Genomic DNA, 21,161 nt, shown 5'->3' with positions numbered 1-21,161 from the left:
CGTGGCGCCGACGCTGAACCTGGTCGGCGCCGGCCATGTCGGCCGCGCACTGGGACGGCTGTTCGCCGCCGGCGGCGCCTTCACCGTGCAGGACGTACTGACCCGGTCCGCCGCCAGCGCGCAGGAAGCGGTGGCGTTCATTGGCGCCGGCCGCGCCTGCAGCGACCTGCAATCCATGCGTCCGGCCCAGGTATGGCTGCTGGCCGTGGGCGACGACGCCATCGCCCCGGCTTGCGCGGCGCTGGCTGGCGCCCACTCCTTGGTGAGCGCCGTCGTCTTCCACTGCAGCGGCGCGAAAGCGTCCACCGAACTCCAAGACGCAATGGATGCAGGCGCCCACGTAGCCAGCGTGCATCCGGTGCGCAGCTTCGCCGATCCCCAGGCCGTGGCAGCGGCGTTTGCCGGCACCTTCTGCGGGATCGAAGGCAACGGCGCGGCACTGGCGCTGCTCGAACCGGCGTTCGAGGCGCTCGGCGCGCGCCTGGTGCGCATCGATCCGGCCGCGAAAACCGTCTATCACGCCGCCGCCGTGTTCGCCTCGAATTACCTGGTGACGGTGCTCGATGCGGCGCTACGCGCCTACCAGGCGGCCGGGGTGCCGGAAAATGTGGCGCGCGAGCTGGCGCGGCCGCTGGCGCTGGAAACCGTGGCCAATGTGTTCCGTATCGGTCCGGAAGCAGCGCTCAGCGGCCCGGTCGCGCGCGGCGACCTTGCCACCGTGGCGCGCCAGCAGGAAACGGTGAGCGCCTGGGATCCGGCCACCGGCCGGCTGTACGGGGCGCTGGTGGCGCCTACGGTGGAACTGGCGCGGCGCAAGCGCGGCGAGTAGCGACTTCTCCACAGCTTTTCCCACGCTTTTCCACTACCCTTGCACAGGTTTTACGCGGGCTTGTACATGGCTTGTACAGGCCTTTTCCACAGATTTTCCACAGGAGTTTTTCCATGTTCTTCACAGCCTGGGCCACCCTGGCCGCACTCGGCGTCTATTTTTGGACCGGCGTCAACGCTGGCCGCGCCCGCATCCGCCACGACATCCCGGCGCCCTCGATGGACGGCCCGCTGGAATTCCAGCGCTGCCAGCGGGTGCAGGCCAATACGCTCGAGCAATTGCCGCTGATCCTGGTGCCGCTGTGGATGTGTGCTTTCTATCTAGGCGACCTGTGGGCGGCCGCGGGCGGCCTGCTCTGGTGCCTGGGACGGATTGCCTACGCGCTCGGCTATTACCGCGATCCGGCCAAGCGTGAAATAGGCTTTATTACAGGCATGCTGGCCTGTGCGTTGTTAATTGGCGGCACTGTTTGGGGTCTATTGCTGCGTTAAAGCGAAAAAAGTACAGACAATGATCGACAAAGTTCCCGGGTGGCAATAAGCTAGGACGTTGTACACACACAACCGCTCCGCCCGCCACGCACGCGAACACCAGATCGCGGCCCCGCGCGCGGGCAAGAAGGAGAAAACATGCTGTTCCTGAAGAGCACCAGCGTCACCAAGGCACCGGGCATCTATGACGTCGACGTGGCTGCGAAACCGCCCGGCAAAACCTTCGGCGTCTTCCTGGCAACCGATCCGGCCAACCCGCCGCAAACCGTGCTGACTGGCCTGGCCGAACTGGGTTTCAAAAATACCCACCAGCAGAGCTATGTCCATAAGGACAAGGGCAAAGTGCTGGATCTGCACTTCCAGAAGGATGGCACCGACCTGTTCAACGGCTGGAAGGCCGACGAATGCGCAGCCAACCTGGCTGCGATCGAAGCGCTGTTCGGCAACGTCGGCGTCAGCGTGACCCCACGCGTGATGAGCCTGGCCGAAGCCTACGCCTGAATTCCCTGCTTGCCTGAACCCGCTCCTGCCTCAAGCCTGTACCTCGATGTGGTACAGCGCCCAGGGGCAGGCGCCGAAGCGTTCACTGACCGGCCGCGCCGCCAGTTCCGGCACCCGGTCCGCGTCGAACACCGCCCACAAGGGTCCCAATCCTCCCAGCGCCATCGGCTTGCCGTCGAGATGGGTGGCCACGATCGGGTGCCAGGCGCGCAGTTGCCGCACGCCGATGGCGGCGGCATAACCGTCCACCGCACGCAATACCAGCTTGCTGCTTTCGGTCAGCCGCGCGCCCGCCAGGGCGAGCACATCCGCCAGAAGGGGACCGCGCAGCAAGTGCGGCCGCCCGTCGTATTCCAGCGTCGGCCGGATGCTGCGCGCCGGCAGCGCCGTCATCGCCGCGAAATCCAGGGCGAAGGCGCGCGTGAAGGCCAGTTTATGCTTGGACATCATCTGGTCCAGGGCCGGGTCGAGGGGGCCGCGGTTGCTGCGCTTGAGCTCGCCCGTGATGGTCAGCAGGGTGGGACCTGCCCCCGCCGGGGTGGCTGACGCGGCGCTGCCGGGCAGGGCGCTTGCAGCCAGCGTCGCGGCAAGGAAGTCGCGTTTGTCCATGAGAAAATGGCGTGGTGAGGGTAAGCCCGCATCATAGCCATGAAACTTGCACAATGGATTTATTTACCTCAGCCCCCATCCTGACGCCCATTCCGGTGCGTGACGGCGAGCTCGCGTTTCTTTCGCAGTTGATCCTGCCTTGGCCCAACGAGGAGGTCATGGCGCGCCTGGTTGTGGAAACCGCCTGGCGCGAAGAAACGGTGGTCGTCTACGGCAAGCGCCACCTGCAGCCGCGCCTGAGCGCCTGGCATGGCGACAAGGCCTACCGTTATTCCGGCTTGAGCCTGGCGCCGCTGCCATTTACGCCGCTTCTCGACAGTATCCGTCTTGCGGCGGAAGAAGCCACCAGCCGGCACTACAACAGTGTGTTGCTGAACTATTATCGCGATGGGCGCGACAGCATGGGCATGCACAGCGACGATGAGCCCGAGCTCGGCCCGGCGCCGGCGATTGCCTCGGTCAGCTTTGGCGCGACACGGACTTTTATCTTGCGCCACAAGGCCACGAAAGAGACCTTGAGACTGCCGCTCACCGATGGCAGCCTGCTGTTCATGGCCGGCCGGATGCAGGCCAACTGGATGCATGGGATCAACAAAACCGCTAGGCCGGTCGGTGCGCGACTTAACCTAACTTTTCGTAACGTCGATTAAACAACACGCAATTTCCAGTATCTATCTGGAAAATACCTAACCTTCGGGTCATTAACTTACATTTGCTTACAGTTCTTACGGGTTGGGGGGCTTTAAAAAACAAGTGCCGGTGCTATCTTGACCACATCGCGATTCATTCGGAATCGCGAACCAGTCGAGAAAAGGATTGCGCATGAAAAAGCTTATCGTTGCACTGATCGCCACCGTTGCCGCCATGTCGGCTGCCCAAGCCCAGCAGACCACCCCACGCGGCTATGTCGGCGCCGGCGTGGCCAGCGCCGACCATGATTACCGGATCTCCGGCGCCTCGAACGTCGATACCGACGGCTACAAAGCCTCGGGCAAGCTGTTCGGCGGCTATGAGTTCAACCAGACCTGGGGCGTCGAAGCCGGTTATACCGACTTCCGCAAATCCGGCGTCAGCTACACCGCCAATGGCGTGAACCAGCGCGGCGAAACCAAGGGCGAGTCGATCTACCTGGCCGCCAAGGCGACCATGCCGATCAATGAGCAGTTCTCGCTCTACGGCAAGCTGGGCGCGGCCCGCAACAAGAGCGAGCTGGTCATGATCAACTCCTCGCAGAACCGCGAGCACCGCAAGACCGAAGCCTACGGCGCCCTGGGCGCGCAGTACAGCCTGAACCAGAACGTGGCGCTGATCGCCGAGTATGAGCGCTACGGCAAGTCCAAGGACTTCGGCGCCTCTGCCGACGTCCTTACCATCGGCGCGAAGTACAGCTTCTAAGCCAATGTCGTGATAGCAAAAAGGACCCTGCGGGGTCCTTTTTGTTTGGGGAGACGGCGGCCATTCACAGGCGCGCGAACCCCTGCGGCTGCGGCCGGAGTACCCAGGGTGGAATCACCAGCTCCGGCACCGGGATCGCATAGCCGGCCGAGACAAACCGGTGCAGCGAGGACCATGGCCAGTCTGCGGGATGGCTGCAATGGCCGTGCTTGACGGGATCGGTATGGGTCAGGTCGACCAGGGCCGCGTATTCCTCGTCGTCGCCGACGCGGTAATGCTGGTAGTGGCGCTCCCAGATGGAGCCGTCGTCGGCGCCGGGAATAGCGGACTTGCGCAAGGCCTTTGAGAACGCGATCTTGACGGCGCGCCAGCGGCTCGAGCAGTCGTGGTCGCCCGGCGGCAGGGTCCAGATGGCATGGGCATGGTCGGGCAGGACTACCCAGGCATCGACGTGGAAGGGCTTGCGCACGCGCGCCAGGCGCATGGCTTCGCCGAAGGCGGATATATGGTCTGTCAGCAGTGTGCTGCCGCGTTGCAGCAGGCGCACTGTGAAGAAGAAGGTCCCGCCCGGGACGCGGTTGTTGCGGTAATCAATCATGAGCTCCGTCAGCCGGCGCCTGGACGGTCGCCGGCATCCGAGGCCGCTACATGGCCTCAACAAGAAAGATATTACACATGACTTTGCGCAGACCGCGTTCCGATTCCGGAAAGCAAACGCCCGGCATGGCCGGGCGTTCATCAGCCCCGAAAACCGGGCTTTTTATTTATAGAACAACAACTTAGGTCGTCAGCGGCTTGTAGCGGATACGCTTCGGCTTGGCGCCTTCTTCACCCAGGCGCTTCTTCTTGTCCGCTTCGTATTCCTGGTAGTTACCGTCGAAGAAGGTCACCTGCGAATTGCCTTCGAAGGCCAGGATGTGGGTGGCGATACGGTCCAGGAACCAGCGATCGTGGGAAATGACCATCACGCTGCCGGCGAACTCGAGCAGGGCATCTTCCAGCGCGCGCAGGGTTTCCACGTCCAGGTCGTTCGACGGTTCATCGAGCAGCAGGACATTGCCGCCTTGCAGTAGCGTCTTGGCCAGGTGCAGGCGGCCGCGCTCGCCACCGGACAGGTTGCCGACGACTTTCTGCTGGTCCGAGCCCTTGAAGTTGAAACGGCCGAGATAAGCGCGCGACGGCATCTCGAAACGGCCGACGCTGAGCATGTCGGCGCCGCCGGTGACGTCTTCGAACACCGTCTTGTTGTTGGCCAGTTCGTCGCGGTGCTGGTCGACCAGGGAGATGCGCGCGGTCTTGCCGATGGCGACTTCGCCGCTGTCCGGTTGTTCCTTGCCTGCGATCAGCTTGAACAGGGTCGACTTACCGGCGCCGTTCGGGCCGATGATGCCGACGATCGCGCCTGGCGGCACGGTGAAGGAGACATTGTCGAGCAGCAGGCGGTCGCCGAAGCCTTTCGAGACGTTCTTGAACTCGATGACTTCATTGCCCAGGCGCTCGGCCACGGGGATGAAGATCTCCTGGGTCTCGTTGCGCTTCTGGTATTCGAATTCGCTCAGTTCGTTGAAGCGGGCCAGGCGGGCCTTCGACTTGGCCTGGCGCGCTTTCGGATTCTGGCGCGACCATTCGAGTTCCTTCTGCAGCGCCTTCTGGCGCGCCGACTCGGTCGACTCTTCCTGCTTCAGGCGCGCCTGCTTCTGGTCCAGCCAGGACGAGTAATTGCCCTTCCATGGAATGCCCGAACCGCGGTCCAGTTCCAGGATCCATTCGGCGGCGTTATCCAGGAAGTAGCGATCGTGGGTGATGCCGACCACGGTGCCCGGGAAGCGCAGCAGGAATTGCTCGAGCCACTCGACCGATTCGGCGTCCAGGTGGTTGGTCGGCTCGTCCAGCAGCAGCATGTCCGGCTTACTCAGCAGCAGCTTGCACAGCGCCACGCGGCGCTTCTCGCCGCCGGACAGCACGCCGATCCTGGCATCCCATGGCGGCAGGCGCAGCGCGTCGGCGGCCATTTCCAGTTGCAGGTTCAGGTTGCCGCCGTCGGACGACGAGATGATCGCTTCCAGCCGTTCCTGCTCCTTGGCCAGGGCCTCGAAGTCGGCGTCTTCCTCGGCGTAGGCCGCGTACACGGCTTCCAGCTTGGCTTGCGCTTCAAACGCTTCGCCCAGGCCCGACTCCACTTCCTGGCGCACGGTTTTTTCCGGATCGAGCTGCGGTTCCTGCGGCAGGTAGCCGATGTTCAGGCCCGGCATCGGGCGTGCTTCGCCCTGGATGTCGGTGTCGAGGCCGGCCATGATCTTCAGCAGGGTCGATTTGCCCGAGCCGTTCAGGCCCAGCACGCCGATCTTGGCGCCCGGGAAGAAGGACAGCGAAATGTCTTTCAGGATTTGACGTTTTGGCGGGACGATTTTGCCCACGCGGTTCATGGTATAGACGTAATTGGCCATGCTTTACTCTGGTGTTGTTTAAGGTGCACAGGATACGACAGAACCCGCGCCGGACACAGGATTTCTTGTGCCCGGACGCGCTGCCGGCTCAGGTTTTCTGGGTGGTCCGGCTGCGCAGCAGCCCTTCGCCGGCGTACAGGGCCAGTGCGGTCCAGATCATGACGAAGCCCACCAGCCGGTCGCTGGTGAAGGCTTCATGGAACAACCAGACGCCGAGCACGAACTGGATGGTCGGCGACAGGTATTGCAGCAGGCCCAGGATCGACAGCGGGATCTGGCGCGCGCCGCTGGCGAACAGCAGCAGCGGGATCGCCGTGATCGGACCGGCCGCGACCAGCAGCCAGCGGGTCGTATCGAAGGGCGCATTCACGAAGGCATTCGCACCGTTCATCGTCAGCCAGGCAAGGTAGCCGGCAGCGAACGGGAACAGCACCATGGTCTCGAACGACAGCCCCTCCAGGGCGCCCAGCGCCGCGGTCTTGCGCAGCAGGCCGTAACCGCCGAACGAGGCCGCCAGGAACAGCGCGATCCAGGGCACGGTGCCCGACTGCCAGGTCAGCCAGCACACGCCGAGCGCCGCCAGCGCGATCGCCGCCCACTGCGCCGGGCGCATGCGTTCCTTGAGCAGCAAGAATCCGAACATGATGTTGACCAGCGGGTTGATGAAATAGCCGAGGCTCGCTTCGATGACGTGGCCGTTCTTCACCGCCCAGATATACACCAGCCAGTTGGCCGACAACAGGAAGGCGGAAGCGGCGAAGCTCCAGAACACCCGCGGCTGGCGCACGATGGCCAGCCATTTCCACTGGCGCCGCGCAGCCAGCACGACCAGCAGGAAAGCGAGCGACCACAGCACGCGGTGCGCCAGGATCTGCGTCGGCGGCACCTCGCCGATGGCATGGAAATAAATAGGGAACAGGCCCCAGCACAGGAAGGCCAGGGCGGCGGACAGGATACCGGAACGCATGAGGAAGGAAGGGGCAATTGCAGAGCTGGCATTATCCCCTTAACGCAATATCCGCGCTGGCGCGGACCGATTTTGAGGAAGTGTATGATCCAATACGAAATCTTCTTGCAATTATCTTGTCGATATTTTATGGTGCGCTGCACCAACACTCAACCATGGGGCAATCTTGAGGTCAGATAATAAGAAAAGCAGCGTCGCCGCACTGACGCTGGCTGCCGTCGGCATCGTCTACGGCGATATCGGCACCAGCCCCTTGTATACGCTGCGGGCGATTTTCGATGAAGAGCACGGCCTGCCGCTCACCACGCCGAATATCCTCGGCATCATTTCCCTGATTTTCTGGAGCCTGACGGTCGTCGTCTCGCTCAAGTACGTCACCCTGGTGCTGCGCGCCGACAACCGCGGCGAAGGCGGGATCATGGCGCTGATGGCGCTGGCCACCAATTCGGTCACCAAGGCCTCGCGCTGGTATTTCCCCTTGATGGTGATCGGCGTCCTCGGCGCGACCATGTTCTATGGCGACAGCGTGATCACCCCGGCCATTTCCGTGCTCGGCGCGATCGAGGGCCTGGAAGTGGCGGCCCCCGGCATGACACATTACGTGGTGCCGCTGGCGGTGGTGGTGCTGGTGGCCCTGTACAGCGTGCAGCGCCACGGTACGGCCGGCATCGGCCGCTTCTTCGGGCCGATCATGGTGGTCTGGTTCCTGGCGCTGGCGGTAATGGGCGTCATCAACATCATCGAAGCGCCGGTGATCCTGGAAGCGCTCAATCCCTGGCACGCGCTGCGCTTCATGCTGGAAAACCGCTTCCTTGCCTTCGTCGCCCTGGGCGCGGTGGTGCTGGCCATCACCGGCGCCGAGGCGCTGTATGCCGACATGGGCCACTTCGGCCGCAAGCCGATCCGGCTGGCCTGGTTCACGATCGCCTTCCCGGCGCTGGCCCTGAACTACCTGGGACAGGGCGGCCTCCTGATCATGCAGCCCGAAGCCGTCGAGAACCCGTTCTACCACCAGCTCGGCACCTGGAGCGTCATTCCGCTGGTGATCCTGTCGACCATGGCGGCGGTGATTGCTTCGCAGGCGACCATTTCCGGCACCTATTCGATGACCAAGCAGGCCATCGCGCTGGGCCTGCTGCCGCGCATGCGCATCCAGCACACCTCGGAGAGCGAGATCGGCCAGATCTACATCCCGGCGGTGAACTGGGTGCAGCTGGCCATCGTGCTGATGGCGGTGATCGGCTTTGGTTCCTCGGACGAGCTGGCCGGCGCCTACGGCATCGCGGTCACCGCGACCATGATGGCGACCACCATCCTGACCTTCTTCGTCACGCGCTATCGCTGGAAACTGCCGCTGATCCTGTGCTTTGGCGCGACCGGCTTCTTCCTCATCATCGACATCCTGCTGTTCTCCTCGACCGCGCTCAAGCTGCTGCACGGCGGCTGGTTCCCGCTGCTGTTGGGCACCGTGCTGCTGACCCTGATGCTGACCTGGAAGCGCGGTCGCGAGCTGGTGTTCGAGAACCTGGAAAAGCATGCGATCCCGCTGGAAGCCTTCATGGAATCGCTGTTCGTGGCGCCGCCGGCGCGCGTGCCGGGCACGGCCCTGTTCCTGCGCGGCGAAAGCGATGGCGTGCCGCATGCGCTGCTGCATAACCTGTCGCATAACAAGGTGCTGCACGAGCGTGTCGTCTTCCTCACGGTCCATATCATTGAGGAACCGTGGGTGCCGGTGGACGAGCAGGTCGAGATCAATGAGCTCGGCCATAACTGCTTCCAGCTGAACGTGCGCTACGGCTTCAAGGATGAGCCTGACATTCCTTATGTGCTGCGCCGCTGCGGCGGCCTGGGGCTGGTGTTCGAGATGATGGAAACCTCGTTCTTCATCGCGCGCCAGACCGTGATTTCGGCGCCGGGGGGCGGGATGGCGCCGTGGCGCGAGCACCTGTACGTGATGATGTCGCGCAATGCCCGCGCGGCGGCCGACTACTACCAGATCCCGCCCAACCGCGTGATCGAGCTCGGCACACAGGTCGAGATCTGACCGTCAAGGCGCTGCCCCCACGTGGCGGCAGCGCCTTTACAAAAAAATACAAAAGCCGGACAGTCCCGGGATAGACGCCGTTACACGGCTGAGGTAAGGTGCGGTGTTTCGCCGTATAAACTTTTTTCGCACCCACCTCGCAAGGACTGTCCCATGAAGCTGAAGTTCCCCCTGATCGCCGCCTTCGTCGCCATGCTGAGCCTGACCGCCTGCGGTGGCGGCAGCGATTCTTCCGACAGCGTCGCCGTCAGCAGCCCAACCGCACTGACCAAGACCGACAACACCGTCGGCACCGGCGCCGAAGCCGTCACCGGCAAGAGCGTCACCGTGGATTACACCCTGTGGCTGTACAAGGCCTCGGCTGCCGACTTCAAGGGCACGCAGCTGGAATCGGGTCCATACACCTTCACGATCGGCTCGACCAATACCATCCAGGGCTTCCAGCAGGGCGTGCTCGGCATGAAGGTCGGCGGCAAGCGCACCGTCCTGGTCCCGGCCAGCCTGGGCTATGGCGCCACCGGCAGCGGCCGCGTCCCGCCGAACTCCGGCCTGGTGTTCGAGCTCGTATTGAAGAGCGTGAACTAACCACACAACCGGGGCGCTGCCCCGGTTTTTTTTGGCGCGCTGCCCGGATGACGGAAGCACGCCAACTTCGGGGTCAGGTCTGACATTCGGACACGAGCCCAGCCTTACCCCGGTTGAGCCCGTGTCCAAATGTCAGACCTGACCCCGGGTTTGCTGGATTACACACAGGCGCAGGGCATTGCCCGGCTTTTTTGGCGCGCACGCCTGAGCTGGCGCACATGGCGCGCTGCCCGGATGGCGGAAGCTGCAGGTCCTGATCACTGCACGCTGCCGCCATGCGCTTTTTCTTCCTGCTCCTCCTGCTCTTGTCCGCCTGCCGCGTGTGCGGCGCTGAAGAATTTTCTACTCCTGAATGTCTCCATGGCTGCACTGCATCCATGCCAGCGCGCGCCTGCGCGGTCGCTGCCGATCCGCCTCCGGCCGATAACGACATCTGGCTGTTGCTGGCCGCCGTGGCCGTCTGCACGGCGGGCCGGCTTGCCACGAGCCGGCGCGGGTGAGGTGCGTCCCGACCCGGTGCCGGCCAGCCAGGCCGGGCTGCGTTCAGCGCAGCATGTCGACGTGCATGATGCCGTCTTCGTCGTAGGGGGCAGAGACGGTTTCGAAGCCGAAGCCCTGGTAGAACTGTTCCAGGTATTGCTGGGCGCCGATGCGGATGCGATGACCCGGGTACAGGTTTTCCGCGCACGCGATGCCGCGCGTCAGCAGCGCGCGTCCGGCACCGCTGCCGCGTGCGGCCTGGGTGGTGATCACCCGGCCGAGCGACATCTCGGTGTATTTCACGCCGGGACCGAGCACGCGCAGGTAGGCCGCCAGCTGGCGCTTGCCCTCGACCGTGCGCCAGCCGAGCAGGTGGTGGGCCACCGGGTCGAGGCCGTCGATGTCGGGATACAGGCAGGTCTGCTCGAGGATGAACACGTTCTGGCGCTGGGCCAGCACCTCGTACAGGTCGGCGGGGCTGAGGTCGTTGAAAGGGGAGAACTGCCAGTCGATCATGATGGTGTGGTGTTATGCCGCAGCGCCAGGGCTTATGCGGCGGTTTCGAAGCCTTCGAGGATGTTGACGGTATTGGTGCCGGCGCTGCTGCCTGCGCCAGGCTCCGCCGCGGCAGAGCCGCCCTCGAAGATGAAGGTAGTAGGCAGGCCCAGATGCGCGAGGCGTTCGCCGATGCGCAGGAAGTCGCCGCCCTGCAGGCCGAAGCTGGGTGCGCTCTCGTCCCCCAGCGACACCACCAGCGCGTCCGCGCGGAACATCGCCAGCTTGAGGCAGGCCGTCTCCAGCGCGGCGAACCACTGCGCGCTGCCGCTGCCTGCCGCCAGCGGCAGGTTCATGTTGTAGCCCAGTCCCGCGCCGGCGCCCTGTTCGCCGGCATGCCCGAGGTAGAAGGGGTAGGCGCCGCGCGGGTCGAGGTGGATCGACACGAACAGGGCGTCGGCCCGTTCATACAAGATGTGCTGGGTGCCGTGGCCGTGGTGGCGGCCGATGTCGAGGATGGCGACGCGCTGCAGGCCGTCGTCCAGCAGGTGCTGGGCCGCCAGCGCGGCATTGTTCAGGAAGCAGCCGCCGCCGAACCAGTCGGCGCCCGCATGGCGCCCGGGTGGACTGCTCAAGGCGAGGGTGCCGCGCTCGCCCATGCGCAGGGCGTGGGCGGCATTCACGGCGCAGTCGGCGCCGGTCTTGGCCGCGGTCCAGGTGCCCGGGCCCAGCGGCGTGTGGCTGTCCGCCGCATACAGGCCGGCCCGCGCGAGAAAATCCTCGGGCTCGGGGGCGTCGCCATGCGCGCGCATGCCGCGCACCGGCCACAGCGACGGCAGCAGCGGACGCGCCGCATTGCCCGGTTCTCGGGCCGTCCATTCGCTCCAGGCCGTGCGCAGGAAGTGCAGGTAGCGCGGCGTGTGCACGCGCTCGAGCGAGACCAGCGGCACGCCGTGCGGCGTGACGATGCGTCCCAGGCCGCGCCGCTCGAACTCCGCCAGCGTCAGGCCGAGCGCATCGACTGCGCCGCTGCCTTCCTGCCAGGGGGCAGGCGCGCCGGCATCGTGCTGGGCATGGTGTTCGTTATAAAAGGTGAGCAAGGCATCCCCGCAGGCGATCGCAGCCTACTGGTTGCCGCACAGGGTGCTGGTGTTGTAGGCCGCCACGAAGTCGTCGAAGCTGCCGCTGTCGGCCGCCTCGATGCGTGCCTGCTCGGCCAGCGACACCTCGACCAGCTCGTCGAACAGCGCTTCCTCGGCCGGCATGAGTGGACTATCGCGGAAGCTGGCCGCATGCAGCTCGCTCTGGCGCAGGCCGAAGGCGCTGGCCGAGCCGAGCGCGCGGATGTCTTCCAGCACCCGCGCCGACGGCGTGAGCGCCGGGTTCTCGATCTTGGCCTTCTGCAGGCCGAGCGAGCTGGCATGCACCTCGCCCTCGTTGTGCTGCTCGTCGAGCAGACGCGCCACCGGGCGGATGCGTTCGATCAGTTCCAGCGCCCACTGCTTCAAGGGCACCTCGACGCCGTCGCGGGTGAGCAGCAAGGCCGGGTCGCGGCCTTGCTTGACCGTGCGCGCGAAGTTGCGCGCATGGACCTGGCCTTCGAGGGCGCTGATCAGGGGGCTTTCCTCGAGCGCGCAGAACAGCAGGAAGGCGTCGAGGAAGCGGCCGGTCTCCAGGCTGATGCCGACCGGCTCGTACGGATCGACGTCGAGGCAGCGCACTTCGATGTACTGCACGCCGCGGTTGCACAGGGCCTGCACCGGGCGCTCGCCGGTGCGGATCACGCGCTTCGGGCGGATCGTCGAGTAGTACTCGTTCTCGATCTGCAGCACGTTGGTGGACAGCTGGATCCACTCGCCGTCCTTCTTGGTGCCGATCGCCTGGTAAGGCTCGTAGGGCGTGTTCACCGCCGTCATCAGGCTGGTGACATAGCTCTCCAGGCTGTTCTCGTGCGGGCGCAAGCCGCTTTGCGCGTCGTTCTGGTAACCGAGGTCGCTCATGCGCAGGCTGGTCGCGTAAGGCAGGTAGAGCGTGTCGCTCGACAAGGTCTCGAGATTGTGCGTGCGGCCGCGCAGGAAGCTGGTGGTCAGGGCCGGGGTGGCGCCGAACAAATACATCAGCAGCCAGCTGTAGCGGCGGAAGTTGCGGATGGTCGCGATATAGCTTTCGGACTGGAAGTCGCGCAGCGCATTGCGGCGTTCTTCGACGATGCCTTCGCTGGCGGCCACCAGCTGCCACAGTTTTTCGGGCAGCGAGTAGTTGTAGTGGATGCCCGCGATGCACTGCATCGCTTTCCCGTAGCGCAGCGCCAGGCCGCGCCGGTACACGTGCTTGAGCATGCCCAGGTTCGACTTGCCGTACCAGGCGATCTCGATCTCTTCTTCCGACGGCAATTCGCCGGGCATCGACACGCTCCACAGCATGTCGCCGTCCATGCGGGCGTGCGCAAAGCGGTGGATGGCGTCGAGGCGGTTCAGGGCCACCGAAATATCGTGCTCGGCCGGGGTGATGAACTCGAGCAGGGCTTCGGCGTAGTCGGTGGTGATGAGCGGGTGAGTCAGTGCCGAACCAAGTTGTACCGGGTGCGGGGTGCGCGCCAGGTGGCCGTAGCGGTCGACGCGCAGGGTCTCGCGCTCGATGCCACGCAGGCCCTGGCCGAGCAGGGCGCGGTGGTCGTCGTCGTCGAGCAGGGCCAGGCGGCGTTGTAATTGGGTCGACACGGGTGTTTCCTTTCTTATACTGCCAATGCGGATTGGAGCAGAGATTAACCGAAAAACGCCAAGCGCGCCGGGCACCCCCTCATTCCCGCCGGGTAGCCGCCGCGGCCGGCACGGAGGGCCCCTGGCGGGCCTTCGGGACCGGCCGTGGGGCGGCCTTCGGGACTGCGGTTCTTTCGGCCTGGATCCAGCGTTCGACCTGGCGCTGGAGCACGTCGAGCGGCAGGGCGCCGCTGCCCAGCACCGCATCGTGGAAGCGGCGCAGGTCGAAGCGCGCGCCGAGCACGGCGCGGGCGCGCTCGCGCAGGGCGGCGATGCGCAGCTGGCCGATCTTGTAGCCCAGCGCCTGGGCCGGCTGGGCGATGTAGCGGTCCACTTCCGCTTCGTTGTCCTGCGGCGGGTTGGCCGTGTGGGCATGGAGGTAGTCGATCGCCTGGCGGCGCGACCAGCCCATCGCATGGATGCCGGTATCGACCACCAGCCGCGCGGCGCGCAGCATCTCTTCGTTGAGCTGGCCGAAGCGCGAGAAGGGATCGTCGAAGAAGCCGAGCTGCGGCCCCAGGCCTTCCGCATAGGTGGCCCAGCCTTCGCCGAAGGCGTCGATCCAGCCATGGCGGCGGAAGGCCGGCAGCGCCAGGCTTTGCGCGCGCGCCACCTGCAGGTGGTGGCCGGGCAGCGCTTCGTGCAGCGCCACGCTGTCGACCTGCCACAGCGGGCGCGCGCCCAGCTGCGTGATGTTCACCACCAGTGCCGCGCTGCGCGCCTCGCTGCCGGCTTCGTAATACGCCACCGGCTGCCAGGTCCCGTCCTGGATCATCGGCTTGACCGCGATGCCGGCCTCGGGAATCGTGGCCACCACCTTCGGCAGCCTGGCCTCGGCCCGCGCCAGGGCCTTGCGGTAGCGTCCCAGCAGGGCGTCGGGCTCGCTGAAGAACAGGCGCGGGTCGGTGCGTGCAAACACCAGGAACTGGGGCAGCGTGCCGCGAAAGCCGGTGCGCGGAACCAGCGCCGCGATCTGGCCGCGGATGCGCGCCACTTCGCGCAGGCCGATGGCGTGCACATCGCCTGGCGCCAGGCCGGTGGTGGTGGCGCTGCGCAGCAGGAAGGCATACCAGGCCGCGCCGCCGGGCAGGTACGATGCGCCGATGGTCTCGCGCGCGGCCGGCAGGTAGTCGCTGCGCAGGAAGTCTTCCAGCCGGTGCAGGCTCACTGCCGCATTGGCCAGCACGGTGATGCTGCGGTCGACCAGTTCCTCGCGGGTGTCCGGCTCGATCGATGCCGGAATGCGGCCGAACGGGGCATTCAGCGGGCCGGTGGCGATGTTCTCGCGCAGTGCGCGCAGCGCATCGGGCACCGGCGCGATCGCCGCCTTCGGCACGGTCCAGCCGGCGCGCATCCCCGCGCGCAGCTGCTCGATCAGGCCGTCGACATGGGCCGGCAAGGCCTTCAGGCGCGCCAGGTAGGCGCGGTAGTCCGCTTCGGTGGCGAAGGGCATCTGCGCGGCCAGGCGCGGCAGGCGCAGGTGCAGGCCGTCCCAAGCGCTGATCGGCTGCGGGTCGAAGGCGGTGAAGGCGGCCGCCGCCAGGCTGCGCTCGCGCGCGGCTATGAACAGGTCGTAGGACAGCTGGTCCTGGGCGTCGAGCTCGCTGCGGTCGAGCTTGCGGGCTTCGTCCAGCACCTGGCGCGTGTGCTCGAGGGCGGCGGCGCGTGCGGCCAGCGAGGTGTCGGTGAGCAGCGCATTGTGGCGGTGCTCGCCGATGCTGGTGGCGAATTCGGGTTGCTGGCGCAGCTGGTATTGCCATTCGCGCTCGAACAGCCGGCGCGCCTCGTCAGCCGTGTCGGCGGCGCCGCAGGCCAGGGGAAGCAGCAGGAAGAACGAGGCGAGGAAGGTGCGCATGCGGTGCCCGCGCAATGGGCCGACAGTCAAGGAATGGTCATTGTAGCAAGACCCGGCCCGGCGCCGCGCAGGCTAGGGCAGGCGGCCGCCGCTGACGCGTTCGATGTTCGACAGGTCGCGCCAGCTCTGCACGTCGAGGAAACCGCGCGCCGCAAGCAGGGCGCGCACGGCTTCGGCCTGGTCGTAGCCGTGTTCGAGCAGCAGCCGGCCGCCTGCCGCCAGGTGGTCCGGTGCGCCATCGACGATGGTGCGCAGCGCCGACAGGCCGTCGGCAAAGTCGGTCAGTGCGCCCGATGGTTCGAAGCGCAGGTCGCCTTGCGTCAGGTGTGCGTCGCCCGCCGCGATATAGGGGGGATTCGAGGCGATGAGCTCGAACCGCTCCTCGGCGACGGCAGCGAACCAGTCGCTGCGCAGGAAGCGCACCGCGGCGCCGTTGGCCGCCGCATTGTCGCGCGCAATCGCCAGCGCCGCTTCGCTCAGGTCGAGCGCGGTGACGATCGCATCGGGCCGGGTGTGGGCGCAGGCCACGGCAATGGCGCCGCTGCCGGTGCCCATGTCGAGCAGCCGGCCTTGCGGCGGCAGGCGTTCCAGCGCCAGTTCGACGAGCAATTCGGTGTCGGGGCGGGGAATCAGGACGCCGGGGGCGACGCGGAACGGCAGCCCGAAGAACTCGCGGCTGCCGACGATGTACGCGATCGGCTCGCCCTCCAGCCGGCGCTGCACCAGCGCGGCCAGCCTCGCCGCTTCCTCAAGCGTGAGGGCGCGTTCGGACTGCGTGATCAAGCCAACCCTTGCCAGGCCCAGCGCATGGCACAGCAGGATGCGGTTTTCCAGCGGGTCCAGCGGCAGCGATGCCTGCAGCTGCTTGAGCGTGGCCCCGGCCTCGATCATCAGCGTGCCTTGCGCACCAGGACGAAGACCAGCAGCACGGTCAGGGCCACGAACCAGATCGCCGACCATTGCGGGATCGCCAGGCCCATCACCGCATCGGTGGCGCCGGCGCACAGGCCGTCGGCGCGGAACAGCCATGGCAGGTATTCGGCGGTCGGAATCTTGTTGAGGAAGGTCTCCATCGGGTCGATGCCGCAGCTGAAGCCCGGGTTGGCGATCACGTACAGGTGCTTGCCGACCGCGTACAGGCCGCCGAGCGCCGCCAGCAGCGCCAGGATCGTGCCCTCGCGGACCTTGCCGCTGATGGCCGAGACCAGGGTGGCCACGCCGATCGCCAGGAACATGTAGCGCTGGATCACGCACAGCGGGCAAGGCAGCATCTGCTGGATGTGCTGGAGATAGAGGGCCACGGCGATCAGCGCGAAGCAGATCGACGAGATGGCGAACAGGATCTGGCGGGTGGTAGGCAGCATCATGGTGTTGTTATGGGCGTGGTCGGGACGAGGCATTCTCGCATAATTGACGCCGGGTGAACCCGTCGTGAAACTTAATCGCCGAGCGCCGCCAGCAATTCCGCCTGGTGCTCCGCCGCCAGCGCATTGGTCAGTTCCGCCAGGTCGCCATCCATGATGAAGTCCAGCTTGTACAAGGTCAGGTTGATGCGGTGGTCGGTCAGCCGCCCCTGCGGGAAGTTGTAGGTGCGGATCCGCTCGCTGCGGTCGCCCGAGCCGATCAGGCTCTTGCGGGTGGCCGCTTCCTTCGATTGCTGCTCGCGCAGCTGCACGTCCTTGATGCGCGCCGCCAGCACCTTCAGCGCCTGCGCCTTGTTCTTGTGCTGGCTGCGGTCGTCCTGGCATTCCACCACGATGCCGGTCGGCAGGTGGGTCAGGCGCACTGCCGAATCGGTCTTGTTGATGTGCTGCCCGCCGGCGCCGGAGGCGCGGTAGGTGTCGATGCGCAGGTCGGCCGGGTTGATGTTCACGTCCTCGACTTCGTCCGCTTCCGGCATCACGGCCACGGTGCAGGCCGAGGTGTGGATGCGGCCCTGGGTCTCGGTGGCCGGCACGCGCTGCACGCGGTGGCCGCCCGATTCGAATTTCAGCTTCGAGTACACGCCGTTGCCGATGATGCGCACGATGACTTCGCGGTAGCCGCCCAGGTCCGAGTTTGACTCCGACACCACTTCGACCTGCCAACGGTTGCGCTCGGCGAAACGCGTGTACATGCGCAGCAGGTCGCCCGCGAACAGCGCCGATTCGTCGCCGCCGGTGCCGGCGCGGATCTCGAGGAAGATGTTGCGCTCGTCGTTGACGTCCTTCGGCAGCAGCATTTTTTGCAGGTCCAGTTCAAGCGCGGCCAGGCGCGCCTTGGCCGCTTCGATCTCGTCCTGCGCGAACTCCTTCATCTCCGGATCCTGCGCCATCTCCTGGGCCGCATCCATGTCGCCCTGCGCGGCGCCGTACTGGTGGAACAGCTCGACCAGCGGCGCCAGCTCGGCGCGCTCGCGCGTGAGCTTGCGGTAGCTGTCCATGTTGGCGGTGGCGCCTTCGCACATCAGGAGCTCGTCGAGTTCGACGAATCGGTTGGCCAGTTGTTCCAGCTTGGCCAGCATGGATGGTTTCATGGGGATACTCGTTCAATTCGGAAAGCCGCGGTGCGGCCGGGACGCGCCTGGAGCAGGCACGGCAAATGGGGGAGGACCGCTAACGGCGGCCGCGGAACAGCTGCGGCAGCAGGGCTGCCAGGCGGGCGCGCTCGTCGCCCTGGGCATGGTGCAGCGCCTGCTGCGGGCCATGCAGGAACTTGGCGGTGAGGCCGCGGGACAATGCCTCGAGCACGGCCTCGGGATCTTCGCCGCGCGCCAGCAGCTTGCGCGCGCGTTCGAGTTCGGCCAGGCGCAGCGCCTCGCTCGACTCGTGCAGGTCGCGGATCACCGGCACCACGGCGCGGTCGCCCACCCAGTGCATGAAGGACTGGACCCGGGTCTCGATGATGGCTTCGGCCTGCGACACCGCGGCCTGGCGGCTTTCCAGGCCGGTCTGCACCACCTGCGCCAGGTCGTCGACGGTATACAGGAACACGTCGTCCAGGCGCGCGACTTCCGGTTCGATATCGCGCGGCACGGCCAGGTCGGCCATGAAGATGGGACGGTGGCGGCGCGCCTTGATCGCGCGCTCGACCATGCCCAGGCCCAGCAAGGGCAGGGTGGACGCGGTGCACGAGACCACGATGTCGAACTGGTGCAGCCGCTCGGGCAGGTCGGCCAGCAGGATCGCCTCGCCGTTGTAGCGGGTGGCCAGGGCCTGGCCGCGCGACAGCGAGCGGTTGGCGATGGTGACCGATTTCGGGTTCTGCGCGGCGAAGTGCGCCGCGCACAGTTCGATCATTTCGCCGGCGCCGATGAACAGCACGTGCTGGTCGGCGATGGAATCGAAGATGCGCTGCGACAGGCGTACCGCGGCCGCGGCCATGGAAACGCTGTGGGCGCCGATCTCGGTGGTGCTGCGCACTTCCTTGGCGACCGCGAAGCTGCGCTGGAACAGCTGGTGCAGGTAGGTGCCCAGGCCCCCGGCCTGGTCGGCGGTGCGCACCGCATCCTTCATCTGGCCCAGGATCTGGGGCTCGCCCAGCACCATCGAGTCGAGCCCGGAGGCGACCCGGAAGGCATGGCGCACCGCGCTGTCGTGCGGCAGCATGTACAGGTGGGGGCGCAGCTCGGCGAAATTCAGGGCGTGGTAGTGGGCCAGGAACTGGGCCGAGGCGTCGAGCGGATTGGGGGCGTCGCTGGCCGCGTACATCTCGGTGCGGTTGCAGGTCGAGAGAATGGCCGCCTCGTTGCTGGCGCCGCCGCTGCCGCCCTGGCGCGCGAACCAGCCGCGCGCGGCCTGCACCGCGCCGCCGAGCTGCTCAGGCCCGAGCGCCAGCTGCTCGCGGAGCGAGACCGGTGCGGTCGTGTGGTTCAGGCCAACGGCAAGCAGTTGCATGGTGGGGCGGGGTGGACGGTATGCGCCCATTATACCCTTGTGCGGGAAGGGTTTCAGCGGCCGCCGAGGACGGCCGTGAGGAGGCTCAGGCGCCCAGTTTTTCCAGGCGGTAGCCGTAGCTGTAGACCGGCACCAGGCGGAAGCCGTTTTCCGGGCGCAGGCTCAGCTTGTTGCGCACGCGCGAGACATGGGTGTCCATGGTGCGCGAAGGCACGTCGGTATCGCGTACCCAGACCGATTCGTGGATGTAGGCGCGCGACAGCGGGCGGCCGATGTTACGGAAGAACAGCAGCGCCAGCGAGAATTCCTTCTGGGTGACGTCGACCACCGAACCATCCTTGATCAGGCGGCCCGGGCGGGTTTCGAAAATGTAGGGACCGAACTGCAGCTGTTCCGCGCTGTTTTGCGACGGGTAGGCGCGGCGCAGCAGGGCCGAGACGCGCGCTACCAGCTCGCCGCGGCGCAGCGGCTTGACCAGGTAGTCGTCGGCGCCGGCGGTCACGCCCGCGATGATGTCGTCCTCGGCATTGTTGGCGACCAGGAAGATGATGGGAGCGTTGGACGCCATCTTTTCCTTGGCGCGGCGCATGACTTCGCCGCCTTCCATGTCCGGCACGTTCCAGTCCATGACCAGCATGTCCGCTGTTTCCTTGCGCAACTGGGCCAGGCATTCGCGGGCGCTGTCGAAGGCCAGGCAGCTATGGCCGGCCGCGGTCAGCACCTGGCAAATCAGCTCTGCCTGAGCACGGTCTTGTTCCAGAATCGCAATCTTCATAGGTCATCTACTGGTAAGGTTACCCTTGTAGGAAGTCTCCTACAAGGGTTAAACCGAATATAGCAGACTTTCACAAAATAATGCTATAGGAAAACTAGAAATTTACATTTGGAACCTTTGTTCTGTTGTGTTAAGGGGATAGCAGGCTCCGCGTTACACTTTGACCAGACAATAACCGGGAGGCGATATGTTGTTTGGACGCAAAAACAAGAACATGTTGGAGGCGGAGCCGCCATTGGTGCCGGTCAGCGGCGCCGGGATCGAACTGGCGCGCACGCGCTGCCGCGAGATGGTGCGCAAGCGCGCGATGGTGTCGGCCGGCGTGGCGGCAGTGCCCTTGCCGGGCGTGGACATCCTGTCCGACCTGACCACGTTTGCCGTGCTGGTCGAAGAGGTCAACAAGGAATTCGGGCTGAGCCAGAAGCAGATCGAGCGCCTGAACCCGCAACGGCAGGTGCTGATCTACCGGGCCGCGGCCTCGGTGGGCGGGATGCTGGTGGGGAAACTGGTGACGCGCAAGCTGGTGCTGGCCGTGTTCCAGCGCGCGGGCATCCGGATCGCGGCCAAGACGGTGGCCAAGGTAGTGCCGATCGCCGGGCAGATCGCCTCGGCGGCAATCGGGTTCGCGCTGTTTCGCAAGATGGGGAACCAGCACGTCGAAGCCTGCGCGCAGGTGGCGCGCGAGCTGGAGAGCCTCAATCCGATCGACTTAGGGAGTGCGGTTGCGCCGATTTAACAAATCGGGCCAACAAACTGCCTTGCTTGAGGAAGTTAGCGAATAGACATTAAAACAACAATCGCACGTTGTTCAAATGAACACATGTGTTGCGTAGTGTAATATTATATTGATTAATTTTTAGTTGATCCAATATTTAACGCCCATCTAATTGATTTCGAATGGTCGCAATGTGTCGGGGCGAACCTGTGTCTTTATCTATCGCCCGAGTGCATGAAGCCCGCTTCTAAAAGAACCCCAAAGAAAGTCAGCGCATGAAAATTTATCCAGTCATCCTCTCCGGCGGCGCCGGCACCCGCCTGTGGCCATTGTCGCGGG

At 65.6% G+C, this 21,161-nt stretch carries 22 protein-coding genes; 9 read left to right on the top strand and 13 right to left on the bottom strand.

The features are described 5' to 3' along the window. The first annotated feature begins 1 nt into the window (after position 1). From AC3XQU_RS13610 to AC3XQU_RS13600, 3 genes are all read left to right on the top strand, one after another. Positions 2-829 carry a Rossmann-like and DUF2520 domain-containing protein gene (locus AC3XQU_RS13610; RefSeq protein WP_489874696.1) on the top strand — a complete coding sequence of 276 codons (828 nt, stop codon included), beginning with the start codon at positions 2-4 and terminating at the stop codon, positions 827-829. A 113-nt stretch (positions 830-942) separates the two neighbouring features. Continuing rightward, positions 943-1,320 carry an MAPEG family protein gene (locus AC3XQU_RS13605; protein WP_489874695.1) on the top strand — a complete coding sequence of 126 codons (378 nt, stop codon included), beginning with the start codon at positions 943-945 and terminating at the stop codon, positions 1,318-1,320. A gap of 138 nt (positions 1,321-1,458) precedes the next feature. Further along, positions 1,459-1,821 carry a hypothetical protein gene (locus tag AC3XQU_RS13600; protein WP_489874694.1) on the top strand — a complete coding sequence of 121 codons (363 nt, stop codon included), beginning with the start codon at positions 1,459-1,461 and terminating at the stop codon, positions 1,819-1,821. A gap of 30 nt (positions 1,822-1,851) precedes the next feature. Here the strand turns inward: AC3XQU_RS13600 and AC3XQU_RS13595 are convergent, their stop codons facing one another. Next, complete coding sequence (locus tag AC3XQU_RS13595) at positions 1,852-2,430, bottom strand: putative pterin-binding protein (protein WP_489874693.1); 579 nt, start codon at positions 2,428-2,430, stop codon at positions 1,852-1,854. A gap of 53 nt (positions 2,431-2,483) precedes the next feature. Here AC3XQU_RS13595 and AC3XQU_RS13590 point away from each other — a divergent pair, with 53 nt between their 5' ends. Then, the gene (locus AC3XQU_RS13590) at positions 2,484-3,080 is read left to right on the top strand and encodes an alpha-ketoglutarate-dependent dioxygenase AlkB family protein (RefSeq protein WP_489874692.1); all 597 of its coding nucleotides are present in this window, start codon (positions 2,484-2,486) and stop codon (positions 3,078-3,080) included. A gap of 172 nt (positions 3,081-3,252) precedes the next feature. Further along, the gene (locus AC3XQU_RS13585) at positions 3,253-3,825 is read left to right on the top strand and encodes an outer membrane beta-barrel protein (RefSeq protein WP_489874691.1); all 573 of its coding nucleotides are present in this window, start codon (positions 3,253-3,255) and stop codon (positions 3,823-3,825) included. Between the two features lie 64 nt (positions 3,826-3,889). On the opposite strand, the gene AC3XQU_RS13580 is transcribed toward AC3XQU_RS13585, so the two are convergent. The 3 genes from AC3XQU_RS13580 to rarD form a co-directional block, all read right to left on the bottom strand. Beyond that, positions 3,890-4,423, bottom strand: coding sequence for an REP-associated tyrosine transposase (locus AC3XQU_RS13580; RefSeq protein ID WP_489874690.1), 534 nt, complete (start codon positions 4,421-4,423; stop codon positions 3,890-3,892). A gap of 181 nt (positions 4,424-4,604) precedes the next feature. Beyond that, positions 4,605-6,272, bottom strand: coding sequence for an energy-dependent translational throttle protein EttA (ettA, locus tag AC3XQU_RS13575; protein WP_489874689.1), 1,668 nt, complete (start codon positions 6,270-6,272; stop codon positions 4,605-4,607). A gap of 88 nt (positions 6,273-6,360) precedes the next feature. Then, the gene (rarD, locus tag AC3XQU_RS13570) at positions 6,361-7,239 is read right to left on the bottom strand and encodes an EamA family transporter RarD (protein WP_489874688.1); all 879 of its coding nucleotides are present in this window, start codon (positions 7,237-7,239) and stop codon (positions 6,361-6,363) included. Between the two features lie 166 nt (positions 7,240-7,405). On the opposite strand from rarD, the gene AC3XQU_RS13565 reads away from it, so the two are divergent. Both AC3XQU_RS13565 and AC3XQU_RS13560 read left to right on the top strand, forming a co-directional pair. Beyond that, the gene (locus AC3XQU_RS13565) at positions 7,406-9,283 is read left to right on the top strand and encodes a potassium transporter Kup (RefSeq protein WP_489874687.1); all 1,878 of its coding nucleotides are present in this window, start codon (positions 7,406-7,408) and stop codon (positions 9,281-9,283) included. A gap of 153 nt (positions 9,284-9,436) precedes the next feature. Further along, the gene (locus AC3XQU_RS13560; protein ID WP_489874686.1) at positions 9,437-9,868 is read left to right on the top strand and encodes an FKBP-type peptidyl-prolyl cis-trans isomerase; all 432 of its coding nucleotides are present in this window, start codon (positions 9,437-9,439) and stop codon (positions 9,866-9,868) included. Positions 9,869-10,411: 543 nt separating this feature from the next. On the opposite strand, the gene AC3XQU_RS13555 is transcribed toward AC3XQU_RS13560, so the two are convergent. The 9 genes from AC3XQU_RS13555 to AC3XQU_RS13515 form a co-directional block, all read right to left on the bottom strand. After that, on the bottom strand, positions 10,412-10,864 hold the full coding sequence (locus AC3XQU_RS13555; protein WP_489874685.1) for a GNAT family N-acetyltransferase: 453 nt from the start codon (positions 10,862-10,864) through the stop codon (positions 10,412-10,414). Positions 10,865-10,896: 32 nt separating this feature from the next. Continuing rightward, positions 10,897-11,943, bottom strand: a complete 1,047-nt coding sequence (locus AC3XQU_RS13550) for an arginase family protein (protein ID WP_489874684.1) — start codon at positions 11,941-11,943, stop codon at positions 10,897-10,899. 24 nt (positions 11,944-11,967) lie between these two features. Then, positions 11,968-13,563, bottom strand: coding sequence for a glutamate--cysteine ligase (gshA, locus tag AC3XQU_RS13545; RefSeq protein ID WP_489874683.1), 1,596 nt, complete (start codon positions 13,561-13,563; stop codon positions 11,968-11,970). A 79-nt stretch (positions 13,564-13,642) separates the two neighbouring features. Then, positions 13,643-15,457, bottom strand: a complete 1,815-nt coding sequence (locus AC3XQU_RS13540) for a DUF885 domain-containing protein (RefSeq protein WP_489874682.1) — start codon at positions 15,455-15,457, stop codon at positions 13,643-13,645. A 72-nt stretch (positions 15,458-15,529) separates the two neighbouring features. Then, positions 15,530-16,348, bottom strand: coding sequence for a peptide chain release factor N(5)-glutamine methyltransferase (prmC, locus tag AC3XQU_RS13535; protein WP_489874681.1), 819 nt, complete (start codon positions 16,346-16,348; stop codon positions 15,530-15,532). Next, complete coding sequence (locus AC3XQU_RS13530) at positions 16,348-16,821, bottom strand: disulfide bond formation protein B (protein ID WP_489874905.1); 474 nt, start codon at positions 16,819-16,821, stop codon at positions 16,348-16,350. Before AC3XQU_RS13530 ends, prmC begins: the two co-directional genes overlap by 1 nt. A gap of 74 nt (positions 16,822-16,895) precedes the next feature. Further along, complete coding sequence (prfA, locus tag AC3XQU_RS13525) at positions 16,896-17,972, bottom strand: peptide chain release factor 1 (protein ID WP_489874680.1); 1,077 nt, start codon at positions 17,970-17,972, stop codon at positions 16,896-16,898. 79 nt (positions 17,973-18,051) lie between these two features. After that, a complete protein-coding gene (hemA, locus tag AC3XQU_RS13520) occupies positions 18,052-19,332 on the bottom strand; it encodes a glutamyl-tRNA reductase (protein ID WP_489874679.1) in 1,281 nt (426 codons plus the stop codon). A gap of 85 nt (positions 19,333-19,417) precedes the next feature. Further along, the gene (locus AC3XQU_RS13515) at positions 19,418-20,107 is read right to left on the bottom strand and encodes a response regulator transcription factor (protein ID WP_489874678.1); all 690 of its coding nucleotides are present in this window, start codon (positions 20,105-20,107) and stop codon (positions 19,418-19,420) included. A 214-nt stretch (positions 20,108-20,321) separates the two neighbouring features. Between AC3XQU_RS13515 and AC3XQU_RS13510 the strand changes: the two genes are divergently transcribed. Together AC3XQU_RS13510 and AC3XQU_RS13505 are read left to right on the top strand one after the other, a co-directional pair. Further along, positions 20,322-20,843, top strand: a complete 522-nt coding sequence (locus AC3XQU_RS13510) for a hypothetical protein (protein ID WP_489874677.1) — start codon at positions 20,322-20,324, stop codon at positions 20,841-20,843. Positions 20,844-21,097: 254 nt separating this feature from the next. After that, on the top strand, positions 21,098-21,161 hold a 64-nt coding region (locus tag AC3XQU_RS13505; RefSeq protein ID WP_489874904.1), incomplete at its 3' end, for a sugar phosphate nucleotidyltransferase.

The sequence above is a fragment of the Telluria sp. AZSoR62 genome (genome assembly GCF_058111565.1).
The sequence above is the reverse complement of the archived record's forward strand: the minus strand, read 5'-3'. Positions and strand labels throughout refer to the sequence as shown.